This window comes from Pseudomonas sp. PDNC002, from assembly GCF_016919445.1.
In the GTDB taxonomy this organism is placed as follows: domain Bacteria; phylum Pseudomonadota; class Gammaproteobacteria; order Pseudomonadales; family Pseudomonadaceae; genus Pseudomonas.
Genome location: NZ_CP070356.1, coordinates 2504288 through 2520878, shown reverse-complemented (window position 1 = coordinate 2520878; position 16591 = coordinate 2504288). Strand labels below are relative to the sequence as shown.

At 60.3% G+C, this 16591-nt stretch carries 11 protein-coding genes, 1 tRNA gene and 1 pseudogene; 5 read left to right on the top strand and 8 right to left on the bottom strand.

Annotated features, from left to right (window positions below):
• Positions 1-19: 19 nt before the first annotated feature.
• A complete protein-coding gene (locus tag JVX91_RS11670; protein WP_205339362.1) occupies positions 20-2893 on the bottom strand; it encodes an HD domain-containing phosphohydrolase in 2874 nt (957 codons plus the stop codon).
• Between the two features lie 3 nt (positions 2894-2896).
• Positions 2897-3730, bottom strand: a complete 834-nt coding sequence (locus JVX91_RS11665; protein ID WP_205339361.1) for a transporter substrate-binding domain-containing protein — start codon at positions 3728-3730, stop codon at positions 2897-2899.
• Positions 3731-4232: 502 nt separating this feature from the next.
• Between JVX91_RS11665 and JVX91_RS11660 the strand changes: the two genes are divergently transcribed.
• The 5 genes and pseudogenes from JVX91_RS11660 (at position 4233) to JVX91_RS11640 (ending at position 8465) form a co-directional block, all read left to right on the top strand.
• Positions 4233-5126: an alpha/beta hydrolase gene (locus JVX91_RS11660; protein ID WP_205339360.1), complete on the top strand. Its 894-nt coding sequence runs from the start codon at positions 4233-4235 to the stop codon at positions 5124-5126.
• A gap of 151 nt (positions 5127-5277) precedes the next feature.
• Positions 5278-5351: transfer RNA gene (locus JVX91_RS11655), tRNA-Gly, on the top strand.
• 225 nt (positions 5352-5576) lie between these two features.
• A pseudogene (locus JVX91_RS11650) lies at positions 5577-7428 on the top strand (integrase arm-type DNA-binding domain-containing protein).
• A 70-nt stretch (positions 7429-7498) separates the two neighbouring features.
• A complete protein-coding gene (locus tag JVX91_RS11645) occupies positions 7499-7861 on the top strand; it encodes a hypothetical protein (protein WP_205339359.1) in 363 nt (120 codons plus the stop codon).
• A 214-nt stretch (positions 7862-8075) separates the two neighbouring features.
• Complete coding sequence (locus JVX91_RS11640) at positions 8076-8465, top strand: GNAT family N-acetyltransferase (protein ID WP_205339358.1); 390 nt, start codon at positions 8076-8078, stop codon at positions 8463-8465.
• Positions 8466-9014: 549 nt separating this feature from the next.
• On the opposite strand, the gene JVX91_RS11635 is transcribed toward JVX91_RS11640, so the two are convergent.
• The 6 genes from JVX91_RS11635 to JVX91_RS11610 form a co-directional block, all read right to left on the bottom strand.
• Positions 9015-9836 (bottom strand): molecular chaperone, encoded by an 822-nt coding sequence (locus JVX91_RS11635; RefSeq protein ID WP_240201730.1) that lies wholly within the window; start codon positions 9834-9836, stop codon positions 9015-9017.
• Positions 9837-9931: 95 nt separating this feature from the next.
• Positions 9932-11455 (bottom strand): fimbrial protein, encoded by a 1524-nt coding sequence (locus JVX91_RS11630; RefSeq protein ID WP_205339357.1) that lies wholly within the window; start codon positions 11453-11455, stop codon positions 9932-9934.
• A gap of 27 nt (positions 11456-11482) precedes the next feature.
• Positions 11483-14128 carry a fimbria/pilus outer membrane usher protein gene (locus JVX91_RS11625; RefSeq protein WP_240201729.1) on the bottom strand — a complete coding sequence of 882 codons (2646 nt, stop codon included), beginning with the start codon at positions 14126-14128 and terminating at the stop codon, positions 11483-11485.
• A gap of 13 nt (positions 14129-14141) precedes the next feature.
• Positions 14142-14891, bottom strand: a complete 750-nt coding sequence (locus tag JVX91_RS11620) for a molecular chaperone (protein ID WP_240201728.1) — start codon at positions 14889-14891, stop codon at positions 14142-14144.
• 239 nt (positions 14892-15130) lie between these two features.
• A complete protein-coding gene (locus JVX91_RS11615) occupies positions 15131-15670 on the bottom strand; it encodes a fimbrial protein (RefSeq protein ID WP_205339356.1) in 540 nt (179 codons plus the stop codon).
• 506 nt (positions 15671-16176) lie between these two features.
• Positions 16177-16347 carry a hypothetical protein gene (locus JVX91_RS11610; protein ID WP_205339355.1) on the bottom strand — a complete coding sequence of 57 codons (171 nt, stop codon included), beginning with the start codon at positions 16345-16347 and terminating at the stop codon, positions 16177-16179.
• Between the last annotated feature and the right edge of the window lie 244 nt (positions 16348-16591).

Here is a 16591-nt window from a genome sequence, read left to right as displayed (position 1 = left end):
CTCCCACATTGGCCAAAGATCAAGCCTTCACCCCGTCCAGGATCTCCAGGATCGCGCGCACGTCCACGACATCCATCTGCTCGGGCTGGAGGAAGCGCTCGCCGTACTCACGGTACACGCCCTGGCTGATGAACAGGCGGAACAGGTCAGCGTCGATGTGCTGGTCACGGGCCATGAAGGCGAGAATCTTCAACGACTCGGATAGCGTCTTCGGCGCCTTGTAGGGCCGGTCGGCGGCGGTCAGCGCCTCGAAGATGTCGGCAATCGCCATCACCCGTTCGGGGATGCTCATCTGGTCACGGTTGAGTTTGCGCGGGTAGCCGGTGCCATCCATCTTCTCGTGGTGGTTGGCGGCGATGGTCGGCACGCGGCGCAGATGGCGGGGCAGCGGCAAGGTGGTGAGCATCATGAGGGTCTGGACGATGTGCTCGTTGATCTTGAAACGCTCCTCCTCGTTCAGCGTGCCGCGGCGAATGCCCAGGTTGTACAGCTCGCCGTAGTTGCTCGCGTAGGGTGGTAGGCGCATGTCGAAGCCCCAGATATTGCGCGGGTCGCCCTTGACCACCGGCGGTTTGCGCTCGCCCCACGGCACGCGGTGCTCGGGCTTGTCGGCGAGAAGGAATTCCTCCGCCGGCAGCGGTCGCTCAGGCCGTCCCTGGAGACGCTCGGCTTCGTCGTGGGAGATGCCCAGGCGATCATCGAAGTAACGCATCCAACGGCGCTCGCCGATCTGCTTGAGACGCTCGATATCCTCGTCCTTCATGAACTCGCCACCGACGTTGGCCTGGGCGACGAAGGCGTAATCCTCCTTCAACGCCTCGTGCAAGGCGTCGCGGCGCGCGGCCAGCAAGCCGATGTCGCTGCCCGCGGCAATACCGCGCCAGTAGTCCAGTTCGATGTCGCGCCAGATCACCTCGAAGCGCGTGCGGACCTCATGCAGGCGGTTATAGAGGGTTTCCAGCTTGGTGGCCTTGTCCACCACATACTCGGGACTGGTGATCTTGCCGCAGTCATGCAGCCACGCGGCGATCTGGAACTCGTAGCGCTCCAGATCGTTCATGTCGAAGCTGGCGTACTCGCCATCGCGCGAATCGATGACCTTCTGCAGCAGCAGGTCGGCCAGTTGCGGCACGCGCTCGCAGTGGCCGCCGGTGTAGGGGCTCTTGGCGTCGATGGCGTCGGCCAGGAGCTTGATGATCGCATCCAGCAAGCGCTGCTGTGCCTCGATCAACTGACGGGTCTCGATGGCCACGGCGGCAGCGCCGGAAAGCTCCTCGACGAAACGCTTGAACGGCTTGCGCGGCTGGCGGCTGTGGGCGCCCTCTTCCGCCAGCTGCAGGACCAGGATGCCCAGCAACTCGTCCGAGCGGTTACGCAGCGATACCTCCAGGAACTGCCCGCGATTGGCCAATGCCAGGTCCACCCGCTCGGCCAGCTCCGCCTCGGTAAAACCTTCGATCAGCATGGACTGCGGGTACTGCTCGCCGTTAACCGTGCAAGCCAGTCGCAGGCGGCACTCCTCGTCTTCCAGCAGATAGACAGCGCCGCCCATCACGGCGGTGGCCTCCACCAAACGCGAGAGCACACCCTCGAGCATGCTTTCCAGACGTGTCTCGCGGCTCAGGGTCAGGGTGATGGCCTGGAAGTTGTGGATGGTGCGCGACATGCTGCCCATGACACTGCTCAAGTCACGAACCTCGGCGATCTTCGACTCCACGCCCACCGGCCGGGCGAAATCGAACGCCGCCAGGGCGCCAACCTGGTCGGCCAGCGCGGTCAGCGGCCGGGCGATGCGCCGGCCGATGTACCAGCCAATCAGCAGCAATACCAGCAGCAGGGTCCCGCTCCATAGCGCCTGGTTGAACAGCAACTGGCGCGCGCCGGCCAGCAACTCCACGGCGGGAATCGCGATCAGCACCCGCACTTCGTTGCTGGTGAAGTTCGACAGCGGCACCCAGATGCCATACCAGTCCTCGCCGTTCACCTGATACGACTGCGGCGTACCAGAGGGCACGGAATTGACGTTCAGTTCACTCAGGCTGGGCACCTTCAACTCGTCCAGCGTGGCCAGTCGCAGTTGATCGCCGTCACGGACCATCAGCTTGGAGAGGTCCGGGTAGGCGATCACCGTGCCCTTGCCGTCCACGACCGCCAACTCGGTATGGGCGGTCTGGCGCAGGTCGCCCATTTCGCCGCCCAGGTCGTTGACCGAAGCGTCCATGCCGATCACTGCCGCGCCGTCGACGCTACGGTGCGCCAGGGTCAGACCGATCTCGCGGGTGGTGAAGAAGACGTAGGGCTGGGTCAGCACGGTCTTGCTCGTGCTTCGCGCCTCCGTGTACCAGGGGCGCTGCCGCGGGTCGTACTGGTAATCCGGCCGCTCCTGCACACGCAGCAGGCGCAGCTCGCTGTCGTAGAAACGCCACTCACCGAGCAGCCCGCCCTGGCCGTTGAGCGTCTGGCTCTGCACCAGGTACTTGGCCGCGTCGGGCGCCTGGAGAGCACGGCGCACCTCGGGTACGCGCAAGGCGCGGATCAGCAGGAACTCACCATTCGGGTAACCGATGTACACCGCGCTCAGGGTGCGGTTGGCACGCAGGTTCTCCACCAGCATGGGCAGGCGATCGAGGCGCGCCGGCAGGTTGTCCGTCTGCGAGATGGGGTCGTGGGTAAGCAGGCGCAGCGCGCTTTCCGCCGGGTCGATCAGGCGCCGGATGCGCTCGTTGATAGTCGCGCCCAACTGGCTGGCCGATTCCCCGGCCGCCGTCACCAGCGCACCCTCCACGCCCCGGTATCCCTGGATCAGCAACGCACCCGCCAGCACCAGCATGCTGGCGATGATGGCCCCAGCCACCAGCAGTTGCAGCGGAATACCCCGTTCGAATGCCTTCATCCTTTACCAGCCTCTGTCCGTGGAGCTGTAGCGATAGCCGCTGTCGAGCAGTCCTTCCGCCACCGAAGGCGGTGCGTTGTTGCTCATGATCCGTGCCAGGGTTCCGTCCAGCCACAACGTTTCCACCAGGCGCATCCATTCAGCGCTTTGCGCCGGGGTGAAGCGCTTGCGCGAAAGCATCAGGTTATGGGGCGTCGCCGGTCCGGGCATCACATCTACCACATGAAAGCGTTCCCTTTGACGGCGATCCTTCACCGCCCCCTCGAGGTTCATCTCATGGCCGATCACTCCCTCCACATTGCCATTGAGCAGCGCGGTGAAGCGGCTGGCGTCGTCCTTGTATTCCACCACCCGCCCCTCGGCTCGGAGGATGCGCAACATGCCGTCGATGTAGGCGCCATGGCGGTAGCCTGCAATGACTCCCAGCCGTGCACCGGGCATGTCGTGGAAGGCGTCCAGGGTACTCATCGCGCCCAGGTCGTCGCGCACGATCAGCTTGTTGCGCATATAGAGGTAAGGCAGCAGGTAGGTGTAGGCGCGCCGCTGCGGCGTGGCCACGCCGCTGGTGCCCATCTGCAGCGTGCCACTTTCGAGCATGCTCCAGATTTCGTCGCGCGGGCGAACCGAGGCCTCGAACCGGCACCCGGTACGCTTGGCCAGTTCGGCGATCAGGGCTGGGTCGATGCCGACATCGTCATGGAAGAACACCACGTTGCGGGTGTATGCCACGGTGATCGGTTGCTCGCAGCCATACCGATCTTCGGCCATGGCTTCCGCACACAGCCATGCGGCCGGGGCCAGGACCAGCAATGTGCGCAACCGTGGAAGAAGTGCCATTGAACCGCTCCGCACGCGGTATCGGCCTCAGGGGGGAGCACGGCGAAATCGCTCGTCTTCGGCAAGGGGAATGACAGCTATCACATGAGTGTAATCCGGCTTCACCAAAGCGCCGGACAATCGCAGAGAGAAATGTCATTTCGTCGGAATTCGGCAAAAGCATGTGACTCAAGCGCCCAGTGGCTGTTGCAGGCGCCGGACCAGCCTGCTTAACTCAGGCCCAAGCGTGACCAATGAGTCACGCAGCACAGCTAACAATGATTTTCGCGGCAGCCGTTCCCCGAGCCGCACCTTCCCCCCGCCTGATCAGAAGCCAACTTCCGCGCCCGCACGGGCTTCGGAACGTCGTCTTATGATGTCGTAACCATTTGAAAATCAAGAGATTGTTAACTTTCGTCGAGTGACATGAAGCTGTCACGTCAAGACGCTTTCCTCTGCCTGGGTACTTTCTTCGCATCCGATGGTGGATGCGCACCATGACCTGCGTCTGGAGGAATACGACATGAGGCCGGAAACCGCCGTCGTCGAGATTCAGCAACACCGGGTACACACGGAGTTTCACGCCAACAGGGAAGCGCAGCAGACCATCATCCTGGTCAATGGCTCGCTGGCGACCACCGCCTCCTTCGCGCAAACAGTGAAATACCTGCAACCGCACTTCAACGTCGTCTGCTACGACCAGCCCTACGCGGGCCGGTCCAAGGCCCACAACGATTGCCGCGAGCTCATCACCAAGGAATACGAGGCGCAGTTGCTCCTCGGCCTGATCGAGCACTACCGCGCCGATGTGGTGATGTCCTTCTCCTGGGGCGGCGTAGCTACCCTGCTCGCCCTCGCGGAACGCCCGGCGCGGATTCAGAAAGCGGTGATCAATTCCTTCTCGCCGCTGCTCAATGCACCGATGCTGGACTACCTGCACCGCGGCCTGGACTATCTCGCCAGTTGCGACCGCACCAATATCGGCAACCTGGTCAACGACACCATCGGCCGCTACCTGCCGCAGCTGTTCAAGCGCTACAACTTCCGCCACGTCAGCGGCCTCGACGAGCACGAATACCGGCAGATGCACTTCCACGTCTGCCAGGTGCTCAAGCTCAGCGCCGAGAGCTACATGGAGAAGTTCGCCGCCATCGACATCCCGCTGCTGTTCCTCAACGGTGAGCTGGACCTCTACACCACCCCGACCGATGCCAAGCTGTTCCAGCAACTGATCAGTGATTGCGAGTTCCGCACCATCCGCAACGCCGGGCACTTCATCGACGTGGAGCACAAGAAAGCCTGGCAGGAAACCCAGGACGCCCTGCTCGGCTTCCTCCAGCCACAACGCCAACCGGCACTGGCCAATCCCTACCTGCCCAGCAGCCAGGGCATTCCTATCGCCGCCATGGTGGGCTGATGCGGCCAGCACACAAAGCCGGGGACCGGCCCCAACCTTCCGCCCCCGGCTTTTTATCGCACCAACCGCCTCACGAAATCCGCTCCACCTGCGCCCCTCGCCGGCCAAGGCTTCACTAAGCCCCGCCCTTCTGGTAAAAAGGCACCCCCAAGCGGGCGTCGTATAATGGCATTACCTGAGCTTCCCAAGCTCATGACGAGGGTTCGATTCCCTTCGCCCGCTCCACATCAGCTTCCACTGGAATCCAACCGGTTCCACAAGTGCCTGTCATCAAAGGATTTTCCCCTTGATCGGCGGCCAGTGAAATCCACTGGAATCCACCCGCTTATGGACTGATTTAGTCCATTTTTCAGTCCATCGAAAAGCGGTTGGGTTCGAATCCGGATTGTTGCTGGGATCAAGCGTGCCATAGAGTAAAGGTTCAACTTCTGACGTAATTCAGGAGCTGACATGGCACTCACCGACAGGGTGGTCCGGCAAGCCAAGACCACCGGCAAGAACTACACACTGGGCGATTTCGACGGACTGTCCCTCAGCGTCAATGCGCGTGGTAGCAAGTCCTGGCATTTCCGCTACTCATGGCTTGGCAAGCAAAAACGTATGTCCTTGGGGCGCTATCCCGAGGTCGACCTGCGCGATGCCCGCATGCGGCGTGACGAGGCCCGCGCCCTACTCGCCCAAAACATCAATCCTTGCGCGCAGCGCAAACTTCAACACCAGTTGGTACGCCAGTCAGCGGAACACACTTTCGAGGCGGTGTATGGGAAGTGGCTCGCGCATCGCGAGCTCAGCCTCAAGCACGGTCGCCAAAGTACGCTGGCTGTCCTGCCTCGTGTTTTCGCCAAGGACGTGTTGCCGGTCCTGGCCAAGCGCTCGATCCATGACATCGCCCGCGCCGATCTGCTGGAAATCCTCGGGCGCATCGAGCAGCGCAAAGCGCTGTCCGTGGCCGAGAAAGGTCCGCACCTGGTTCAACCAGCTTTTTCGCTTCGCCCTGGTGATCGTGCCAGGGCTGGATCGCAATCCGGCCTTCGATCTGGATGTGGTCGCGGTGCCCCAGCCGCCGGTGCGCCACAACCCTTTCCTGCGCATGCCTGAATTGCCGGCATTGCTTCAGACCCTGCGCAAGTACCCAGGCAGACATCAGACCCAACTGGGCTTGCGCTTGCTTTTGTTGACCGGTGTTCGGACTGGCGAACTGCGCCGCGCGACACCCGACCAGTTTCATCTGGATCAGGGCTTGTGGATTATTTCTCCGGCGGTGATGAAGCAGTTGCAATTGAGGATGCTCAAGGACACCAAAGCCTCCGCCGACATCCCACCCTACATCGTGCCGCTGTCCGAGCAAGCAACGGAAATCGTTCGCTTCCTGCTGGATCGTGTCAAACCCCCACAGCGCTACCTGCTTCACCATGACAGTTGCCTCAAGCAGTACATCAGCGAAAACACCTTGAATACGGCATTGAAGCGCCTGGGCTACGGCGATCGGTTGACCGGGCACGGTATCCGCGGCACGATCTCCACCGCGCTGAATGAGATTGGCTACCCCAAGGCCTGGATCGAAGCCCAGCTTTCGCATACCGATCGCGACAATGTCAGCGCGGCCTACAACCATGCCGAGTACATTGAACAGCGGCGCCGCATGATGCAGGACTGGGCCGACCGTCTGGATCTGTTCGAGCAGAACCAGATGGACGCCGCCAGCACCACGCTATCGCCGGTCTTGAACGATGCTCCCACATGGGATGCCAGGCAGACTGGCAGCGCCTCGACCTCGCCGGCACCATCCGCGCTGGCGTCATTGGTAGGCGGCGCCCCCAATGAAGCACCCTGTGTGTCCAAACCGCCCGTGCAACGCCTGTCCGCCGTTCGTGTGGACTGTATCAACGGCCAGCGCGCCATTCCCCCGATCCAGCGCGAGCGCATGATGTTGCTCGTCCTGCTCGAAGCCCCGCACAATCTGCCGGTGGCCGAGTATGCCCAACTCGTCGGCAAGTCCCGTCGCTGGGTCAGCTACGAAATCCAAGCTGGCCGCCTGCTGGCAATTCACCTGGGCAACCGGGGCCAGCGCGTACCAGACTGGCACCTTGATCCGGTCAAGCACGCATTGATTCAGGAGGTGCTTCAACACGTTCCGCGCAGCGTGGATTCCTGGGCGATCTACCATGCAATGCTGCGCCCGTATGACACCCTGGGGGAGCGCTCGCCGATTGAGGCGGTCACCTTGAAAAACCTGCCCCAGGTGGTACAGGTCGTCGTCGGGGAGGTGATGGCAGGAACCGCCAGTCTGTCGAATGGATAGAACTCTGACACCCTCAACCCACGGCGCCAGTTAGAGTGGCGAGGCGCAACTATAGATAACGGAGTCCAACATGCCGCGTTCTTTTCACGGTATCGTCGCCGCAGTGGTCTTGCTGCTCAGCATCTTTTCGCTTCTGAAGTTCACTTATTTCTTTCTACTCCCGTATAAGAAGCGCCGTTCGGCGCTCGACAAGGCGTATGACGGCAAAGCCTTCGCCACGGACACCTCCGACATCGTGATGCTGGCCGTTGGGGTTGTGCTCGCCATCGCGATCTTCGCCATGGGCGGGGAGTCCGTCTCGTTTCTTGGCAGGCTCTTTGTCGGCGCCACGCTGATCCAACTCTTTTTCCATGCCTTCCACGCGCCAGTGCCAAACGATCGCGAGGCGCCGGAGCCTTGCTCGCCACTCAAGCGGATGCCCTTTGCGATCTAGGATCGCCCGGAACACGCGCATGGACGGAGATGGCGGCTTACGCTGCCATCGTTGTCGCCGGGATCGTTCTGTATTTCACGTCATGATCGAGAGTCGATCTCACCGAGATGTGGCGGTTGCGCGCACACCCATCATTGCAAGCGGTCCCACCTAAACACCCCTTCCGTGCAACGGGCCATGCTGGAAGAAGTCGAATATCGAGAGGAGCTTGAACATGATCGAATGGCGAGGTGCGTTCGAGAACACCGAGGTCAATGCCCTCCATGCCGAATGCTTTGGGCACCCGTTGCGAAGCAACGACTGGTGGTCGCGAGTGAACCAGTTCAGTCTTGGCTGGGTTCTCGCTCGGCGAGCCACGCGACTCGTCGGGTTCGTGAACCTTGCATGGGATGGCGCAGCCCACGCCTTCGTGCTCGACACGATGGTAGCCCCCGCTTTCCAGCGTCAAGGTATTGCAAAGGTTCTGATCGAAGAAGCGGTGGCTCGGTCGAAGCAAGCGGATTGCGATTGGCTCCATGTGGACTTCGAACCGCACCTGCAATCTTTCTATCGGGACGCCTGCGGCTTCCGACCTACCCATGCGGGGCTCATCTCGTTGAAGTGAGCGCGTCGCATCATTGCACTGCCGGGCAGTGGCTACGGCACGACGGATGGAAAGTGGCGCATGGTCGAAGCCGTTGAGTTGCTGCCGCGACCATTTGCAGATGTCGGGATGATCGCAGGCTGATCAACGAGATGAACATCCTGTTGGCTGCACGACCTTTCCTCCCACCGCTTGCCGCTCCAAAAAATGTACTGCGGCACATACCGCATTGTTTGCTGACGTACAGGCGGGGCGCGATGTGATGCCAGGCAACGGGCCATGCCGGCCCCAACCCTGGAGTCCTTCCGATGGCAGACCACCTCACCCATCCACTGCGGCGAGATACGTCACTGACCACGCCCGTCGCGCTCATGCTGGATGTTCGCCTCACGCCGCTGGAGCGCAACGGCTGGCAAGTGCTGTGCATGCTGCGCGCGGCCAACGGCCTGAGCACGCTGACGAACATGGTTGTCGAATCGAGATCGAGTAGGTTCGCCAGCTGTGCGGGCATTCGTAGAACCGCGTGTCCGGATGGACTGAAGTGTTCCCGTCTTTCAAAGCGAGCGCACTTCACTGCAGGGTGGTTTTCGTCACCTGCGCGTTGCCACTGTCGTCCAGCCAACTGAATTCCACCCGGATAGGGCCGCCTGGACGCTGTCCTTCCGCTTCCAATGGCAGCGTGCTGAAAGGTGGGATCATCTTGCCCTTCAGCGGTTGATGCTTGTCGCCCGCCAACAATTCCACCCCCGTCAATGTCATGTAATAGGGCGTTGGATTACTAACCTTCACTGCTGCCTTGCTTCCGGTCTGCTGCCACTGGAAGGTCAGCTTGCCTGCGGCCTCTTCCGGCGGCATCGCGAGCTTTACCGGACGGTAGAACACCTTCATTTGCGTATGCATGGAGACCACCAGGCGTTGCTGCTCGGGCTGCATGCCCTGGACTGCTTCCGTCGGAGGAACTTCGTGGATGTTGAGCCAGAAAACAGACTCGCGGTCGGTGGGCAAGGCCGCCGTTCCGGTGAATATGATCCGGAGGGAGCGGCGCTCGCTGGGCTCCAGTCGGAACACTGGCGGCAAAGACATGAAACTGGAGATTGCCTTGTCGGGTGTGGAGTCGAGTCCGCCATCATCCATCCAGGTCTGCACCAACACGGGGTACTTGTTGGCGTTGACCAGTAAAACCGCTACCTCATTGAGGTCGGAAGGAAAAATTACCCGGGTACTTTCCGCTGTGACGCCGGCAAAAGCCATTGTGCTGAGCACGAGCGCGCAAAGACAAAGCAGCGCATCCGATATTCGGACCATCCATTTACTGCACACGAAACAATGCCCCCGTGACTCCGATCTTGCCTGGCACAACGCAGCTGCCGCGAGCATCTCAACGTCGCCCATGTATTTCCTGGCACTACTTCGCCAACCGTGGAAGCCCTCAGCCGAAGCGATACCCCTCCTGCGTTGGAGGGGTGCCGTTCCGGCGCGAGGTTTGGTTACTGCACCTGGATCAGCACCCGAGCAGTCGCACTGACCTTGCCAGATGTCACACCGCTGTTGGGCACGCCGGGCAGCTTCGTGAGTTTGGCCTGGAAGGTTTCGCGGTATTTGCCTCCCCCCAGGGGCATGGTGTTGGTATCCACCAGCTTGTACCACCCCACCAGATTGGCGGCCGCATCCGTAGCGGCGTTGGCCGAGTTCTGGTTGCTCAGCAGGTTCATCGGCTGGTTGTTGCGACTGATCTGGATGCCGACACCCTTGGCGACGTCACTGGAAATACCGTAATTGTCGGACAACAGGTAAGTCAGGCCGCCACTCGCCGTCTGGAGATTCATGGCCTGAGCCTGGGCAATGGCATTGGCACTGGTCGGCAGCAGACCAAGCGCCGCCCCGGAGCGGCTGAGGCACAACGCATTGTTGTACGACTGGTAGGACATCCCCTGGCCGCAGGTGACGGTGGACGAGTTGTAGACGAACGAGCCGTAGGATGTATCGGAGTACGTCGAGTTGACTATCGCGCCCGCCTGGCAATTGGACTCGATGACGAACGGCTGCGTACGGCTTTGCCCCGAATTCAGCTCATTCACCATGATGGTGGGGAAGTTGACCACCGGTGTGACATTCGTGACCGCACAGGTAGCCGAGCGACGAAGATAGATGTTCTTGTAGAAACCAACCATGCCGACCCAGCCATAACCCCTGAAGCCAGTGGTGTAATTGCCGGGGTCACCCGGTTTCGGGGTATACCCCGCATTGGCCGCTCCCGTGTTGTAGAACAAGGTGTAGGCGATGGCCCAGGGTTCGGCATCATAGGAGCCGGCGGATTTGTATTCGGAGCCCGGTAAAGCGTTATCCGCGGGATCGACACGTATCAACTCGAACTTCACGTCGGAGAAGTTCTTGGCCTTGATCAGCAGGTAGCCGGCACTGTCCCTGTCCAGGGTGCTCTTGTCGAAGGACCGGGTCTTGAAGATATTGTCGTAGGTTTGGCCCGAGGCAAGGTTGGTGATGCGAATCCCCACATCCGCCCATTTCGTGGAGTAGACATTCCCGCCGTACTTCGCCTGGTTATTCAATGCGCTGCCGTATGGGTTGACGTTACCGTGCATGGAAAACATTTCGGCGACGTCATCGCCGGGGGCACACCGCCAGAATACTGCGTTCGGGTCATAACCGCCGGTGATCGCATACTTGGTGAATGGCATCACGCTGGTGGCCAGAACCGTACCTGCCGGCTGAATGCTGAGGTCGGTATTCACCAGCAGGATGTTGGGCAAGCCCAGCGAACCATTTCGGCCTGCATCGGGCAGTTGCGAATAGGGCACCAGAACACCCTCACTCGCCTTGATTGTGTTGTTGCCGGTGGGAGTTCCAGTAGTCGTGGCGGTCACGGTGTAACACGTCGCCGACGCCTGCTCACCCACCATCACCCCGATGACAGTCAGCACAGCCCCGAGCCAGGGGCGGTAGCGCCTGCAGGCCGATACCTGCGCCAATTTTGCAAGAATATGCTGAAGCATGATCCTAATACCTTTTCTGCTGTCGCCTTAGCCGCACGTGCCGTTCAAACGAACAAGCACTTGGCCTTCGGTGTTCTGGCCCGTCATGTCATAAGGCAGCTTGCATTGCTCATCGCTGGCATCACCCCACTTGACGGTGAATTCCCCCTTGGCGGCCTCGGCGCGGGCATAGAGTTGCCCTCCCTGCCCCACCATGCCCAAGCTCGCGCCGCCATTGCCGAATACGCCGGCTCCCAGCGGTAGCGCCGAGCCGTCCGCGCGCTTGGCAACAATCAGCAGTGCCTGGCCAGACAACGTCTTGAACTCGAGCTTGACCATTGCGCCGGCATACGGCGCCACCTGGCGGTCGGTCTCGACCAGCTCGGTCTTGCTGTTGATGCCCTGCGGATTGAGGCTGACCTGGTTGTAGTGATAGGGGTTGAGCGATGGCACGATGGCGTAGCCAGAGCTGTTGATGCGGGCCCCTTGGCCACCCCGAATCGTGGCCCCTTCCGCGCCTTTGGCCTCGACCAGGCCGAAGGTGTCGCCCAGGTAGGGACCGAACGTCAGGCCACCGCTGTGTGCCACCAATGCCCCACGGGCGCTGCCACTCACCTGCTTGTAACCATCGCCTTGCGAATAGTTCGCGCCCACGGTAGCGCTCGGCAGTTGCTTCTGCAGCGAACCGCCCCAGTCCGTCGTGCGGTAATCGCTGTCACGCGAGGCATTCACGCTGTAGCTCAGCGTACGATCCTGCCCCAGGGTGCCACTCAGGCCAGTCTGATAGGAGTCCCCGCCGCTGCTTCCGGAGCGATGAGACGCCGATGCCGACACGAAGGTGGAGCTCTTGGATCCCAGCGGCAGAGAGAGGGACAGCATCACGATGCTGTCGTCGTAACTGTTGCTCTGCTTTATGTGCGTGATGTACTCAGGCAGCGTTTCGGTGTAATCGGAGTTGTTGAGGCGTACCGATTTTTGCCGCGTATACGAGAGGTTGTAGCTCAGGTCTCGCCAGCCACCGGAGTAGCCAAACTGCAATTGCGTGTTACGGCTGCTTCCATCGTAGAAGTCTGCCGTGGAGCCGGAGAGATAGAGGCTCCCGTACGAGCCCAGCGATTGGCTCACCGTGGTGACGAACTGGTTGCGCTGCTGGTAAGTGCTGGAGTTCCAGACGGTGCCATTGTGCTCCGCCTCTCGCACGCCGAGGACGTCGGACAGATCGCGGAAACCATCGGTCGAGTAGCGGTAGCCAGCCAGTGTCAGCGTGGTGGCGGTGGGCGTGAAGGTACGGCTGTAGGTCGCTTCGGCACGCCAGCCACTCTTGCGCTGGTTGTTCTCGGCTTTGGCGGTGGAGAACGTGGTGTTGAAGCCGAAAGCCCCGAGCTCGCTTGCCACAACACCACCGCCCAGTACGGCAAGATAGTCCTGCGCGATTCGGGAGCCGGTGTTGACCGTCAGGCTGTTGCTGATACCGCGTTGGTAAGTGGCGTCAGCGAAATAATCATCGCCGTTACCGTAGTAGCGCGCCTGGCCAACGCTGACGTTGTAGCGCGATTGCCCCGGACGCATGGAGCTTGGCACCGCCGCGAAGGGGACAGTGAAGCTGGATACCCGGCCATCGGCTTCCACTACTTTGACGTCGAGGTCGCCCTGGTAGTTGGTACCGCCCAGATCATCAATGATGAACGGGCCTGGCGCCACGGTGGTTTCGTAGATGTCATGGCCGTTCTGACTGACGACCACGCGGGCATTGGTGGATGCCACGCCGCGAATCTGCGGCGCATAGCTACGCATCGAGTCCGGCAGCATGCGGTCGTCGGAGCCCAGTTGGACACCCCGGAAGCCCATGCTGTTGAACAGGTCACCTGCAGTATAGGTATCACCAACGGTCATCTCGCTGCGGATGCCCGGCAGCGCTCGTTGGGCGTAGGTGCGAATCGAGTTGTATTCCCGCTGGGACTGGCCACCGTAATCCGAGTAACGGTAGTTGCCCTGATGGCGCAGGCGCCAGAGCCCGATATTGGTGCCGCCATTCACCCCGACATAGCCGTAATTCGAGTCGGAGCTGTCGCCCCCCGTGTACTTGGAGTGGTAATAGCTCGTGTCGTAGTTGAGGAACGACATGGTGCTGCCGACATCCCACTCCGACGGATCGACGTAACCGCGCGGCTTGTTGTCCATGAACGCCTGGGGAACGGCGACATCCATCCGCAGCAGGGCGATATCGAACTTGGCGCTAGCACCGGGCAGACGCAGGGCCAGCGGTTCGCAACGAGCCGTGTCGCTCAGATCCTGGCCGCTCTTGGCGCTGACATTGAGCTTGCTTGGCAATACGCGCATGGCATCGGCCAGGAAACGGTCGCTCAGGCACGGCACCGTTTGTGCCTGGTTGCCCTCGCCGTAGCGGCGGAACTCGACTGCCCGGCGGGCGATGAAGCTGCCATTCACGAACAGGTCGACACTGTAGGTACCAGGGTCCACCTGGTTTGGCTGGTTAAAGCGGGACAACTGTCCCGAGCCCAGCGGTGCGCCCATCAACATGTTGTCGTCGAAGCTGTAGGCCAGCAGGTCACCTGAAGTCTGTGCATGGGCGATCCCGGCGATCGCCACCATGCTGGTCCCGGCCATCGCCTTGAACAGCTTGCGGAGAGCAAAAGGTGCCCTGAGGTCAACCTTGTCATGTGGGCTGATCATGTTAAACGCGCGCTTAACGCGCGACCTCCGTTTCATTCGGAACCCGTGCTCCGTAGTCATTCACCAGCAGGAAACGCATGGTCAGCGCGCCGGCAGGTATCGAGAACTCTTTCGGGACAGGCCAGCTGGCGTGGGACAGGGGGGGCACCATGTCCGCCTGGACCAGGGTTTCCGTAGTGCCCGCGGCCAGCTTTCCTTCGGCAAACGAGGCGAAGTAACCGGTGGGATTTTCCACGTCGATAACCCAGCCGCCGCCTTGCTGCTTGAGCCTGAAACGCAAGCTCTTGGCGACGCTTTCAGGCTTTTGCTGAATACCGCCGGGGCGATAGAAAACCTTCAGCCGGCTGCGGGTCATCACCAGCATCTGGCTCTGGTCGTCATAGGCGGAATTGCGGGGAGGAATCTGCAGGACATTCAGGTAGAACACCGATTCGCGGTCCTGCGGCAGGCCCTGGCCGGTGTACAACATGCGCATGGTCTGGCCAGCCTTTGGCTCCATGCGGAACATGGGTGGCGTAATGACGAAGGGTGCGTCTGCGTCCGTGGGAGTTGATTGAGGATTATTGATGTCGACCCATGCCTGGACGACATTCGGATAATCATCCTGGTTGGTCAGGCGAATGGTTTTTTCCCGCGCGTCCGCTGGATATATGAAGCGAGTACCGGTGACGATCACACTGGCGGACACGCCAGCAGCCATCGCCATGCAGGAAATACTCAACGCTGCCACTAGCAGCTTGGAAATAATCGTCTTTTCATGCATCACTAACACCTACTGATAAATTGGCTAAACACCCCCATCCAGGCAGCACTTGGCCGAGCCTTTATAAATTGGCCGATATCCCTATATTTCTGTCGAAATAGAAAAATCCATTAGGCAAGCGACTGTTACCGATTGGAAAACCGCACCGAGCCTTAATGTTCAGGCATTAAAGTCAAATAGTCGGGCGCACTTAGGCGCCCAACTATCACGCAACATGAATGTTGCATTTGGCGACGGGCTTACTGGTAGCTCACGGTGTATTCAGTAACGCCAGTAACCAGACCCGGAGTGGCGCCGCCCGGTACGGAGATGTACTGCACGGCATAATCGTGCTGGCCGGAAGTGCTGCCGCCGAGGTTGATGCCGGTAGCGGCGGTTGTGACGCCGCCGGCCAGGTTGATTGCCGCGCCGCCAACAGCTTCCTGCAGTTGCAGGGCTACGTTGGTCGCGGCGGTGCCAGTGGCGATGTTGCCCAGGTTGCCGTTGGCATCAACGCTATGGCCCAGGAACTTGGCTTTGATGGACTGCGAGCCGGAGGTGGAGCAGCCGGTGACGCCCAGGGTGAACGGAGTCGAACCGGTCTTGCTGCCGGCAGTGCTCAGGGTCGATGCGGCAACGGTGTTCAGCAATACGGAAGCATTGCCAGTGGTGCCGTTGATGGTGACGGCACAAGTTTGATCAGTAACTTCACCATTGAAAGTGATGGTATCTGCAGCCGCGGCGAAACCCGGGGCAGCGAAGATGGCGAGGGCGATAAGTTTCTTCAGATTGACGTTCATAATTTCTCCTAAATTGGGCAGCCATCTGCCCTGGAAAAATTATCTCTTATGCGTTTTTTTCATTTTGTAAGAATCACCCCATGGACCATTAAGGAAAATCCTTATCCAAACAAATCACCCTTCACACACACCCGCATGACAGAACCACATCTCACACCGAGCCATTCATACTCACCACGGAAATAAATCCCTTGATCTCTTCCGTTTTTCGTGGCTTAAGGGGCATGCACGAAACATCAGGAAAACGCTGAAATCCCCATCTGGAATACCGAGTCTCACCTTTTCAGATCGCCCCCTAGCTCAGGAATCTCATTAGTTCTGAATGTCTGGCACGACAGTAATATGAGTAATCCGCATCTACTGCTCCGAGGAGCGGAATGTGGCTACAGACGATGCCCAAAAACCGCCAGCGATCACCTAGCCAGCATGGGATTACAAGCTTCCACCTCGCAAACAAAAAAGGCCGTATCAATCGATACGGCCTTTTCTTCATGCCAGCGGATGAATCAGGACTCAGGCTTCTTCGGCCTGGCGATGGTGAACTCGGCTCGTTTGTAGGGCTCCTTGCGCCCATGCTTCCCGGTTGGAATCTCCTGGATTTCGCCGCCCTTCGACAAGAAGGCAGAGATTTTCTTATCCAGCTCCAAACGTGCGCTTTTCGTCTCTGAATCGGACATCAGGTCACCCAAGGTGATGAGCCACCAGATTGGTGGCTAGCGGACCACTATACGCAACAAATGCAAGGTTCCCTGACCGCCTGACCGATTTATGCAGTTTCACGCGAAATCCCTACCTATTCCCTGCCAAGTCTGTATGCTGGACCTCTGCCTGCTCGGTTTAGCGGCGCCCGTCCGATGTTTTGTCTTCTTGATTCTCCATCCTTGCGGTCCCTTCACTTCGCATCCAGTCACGCCACGCATG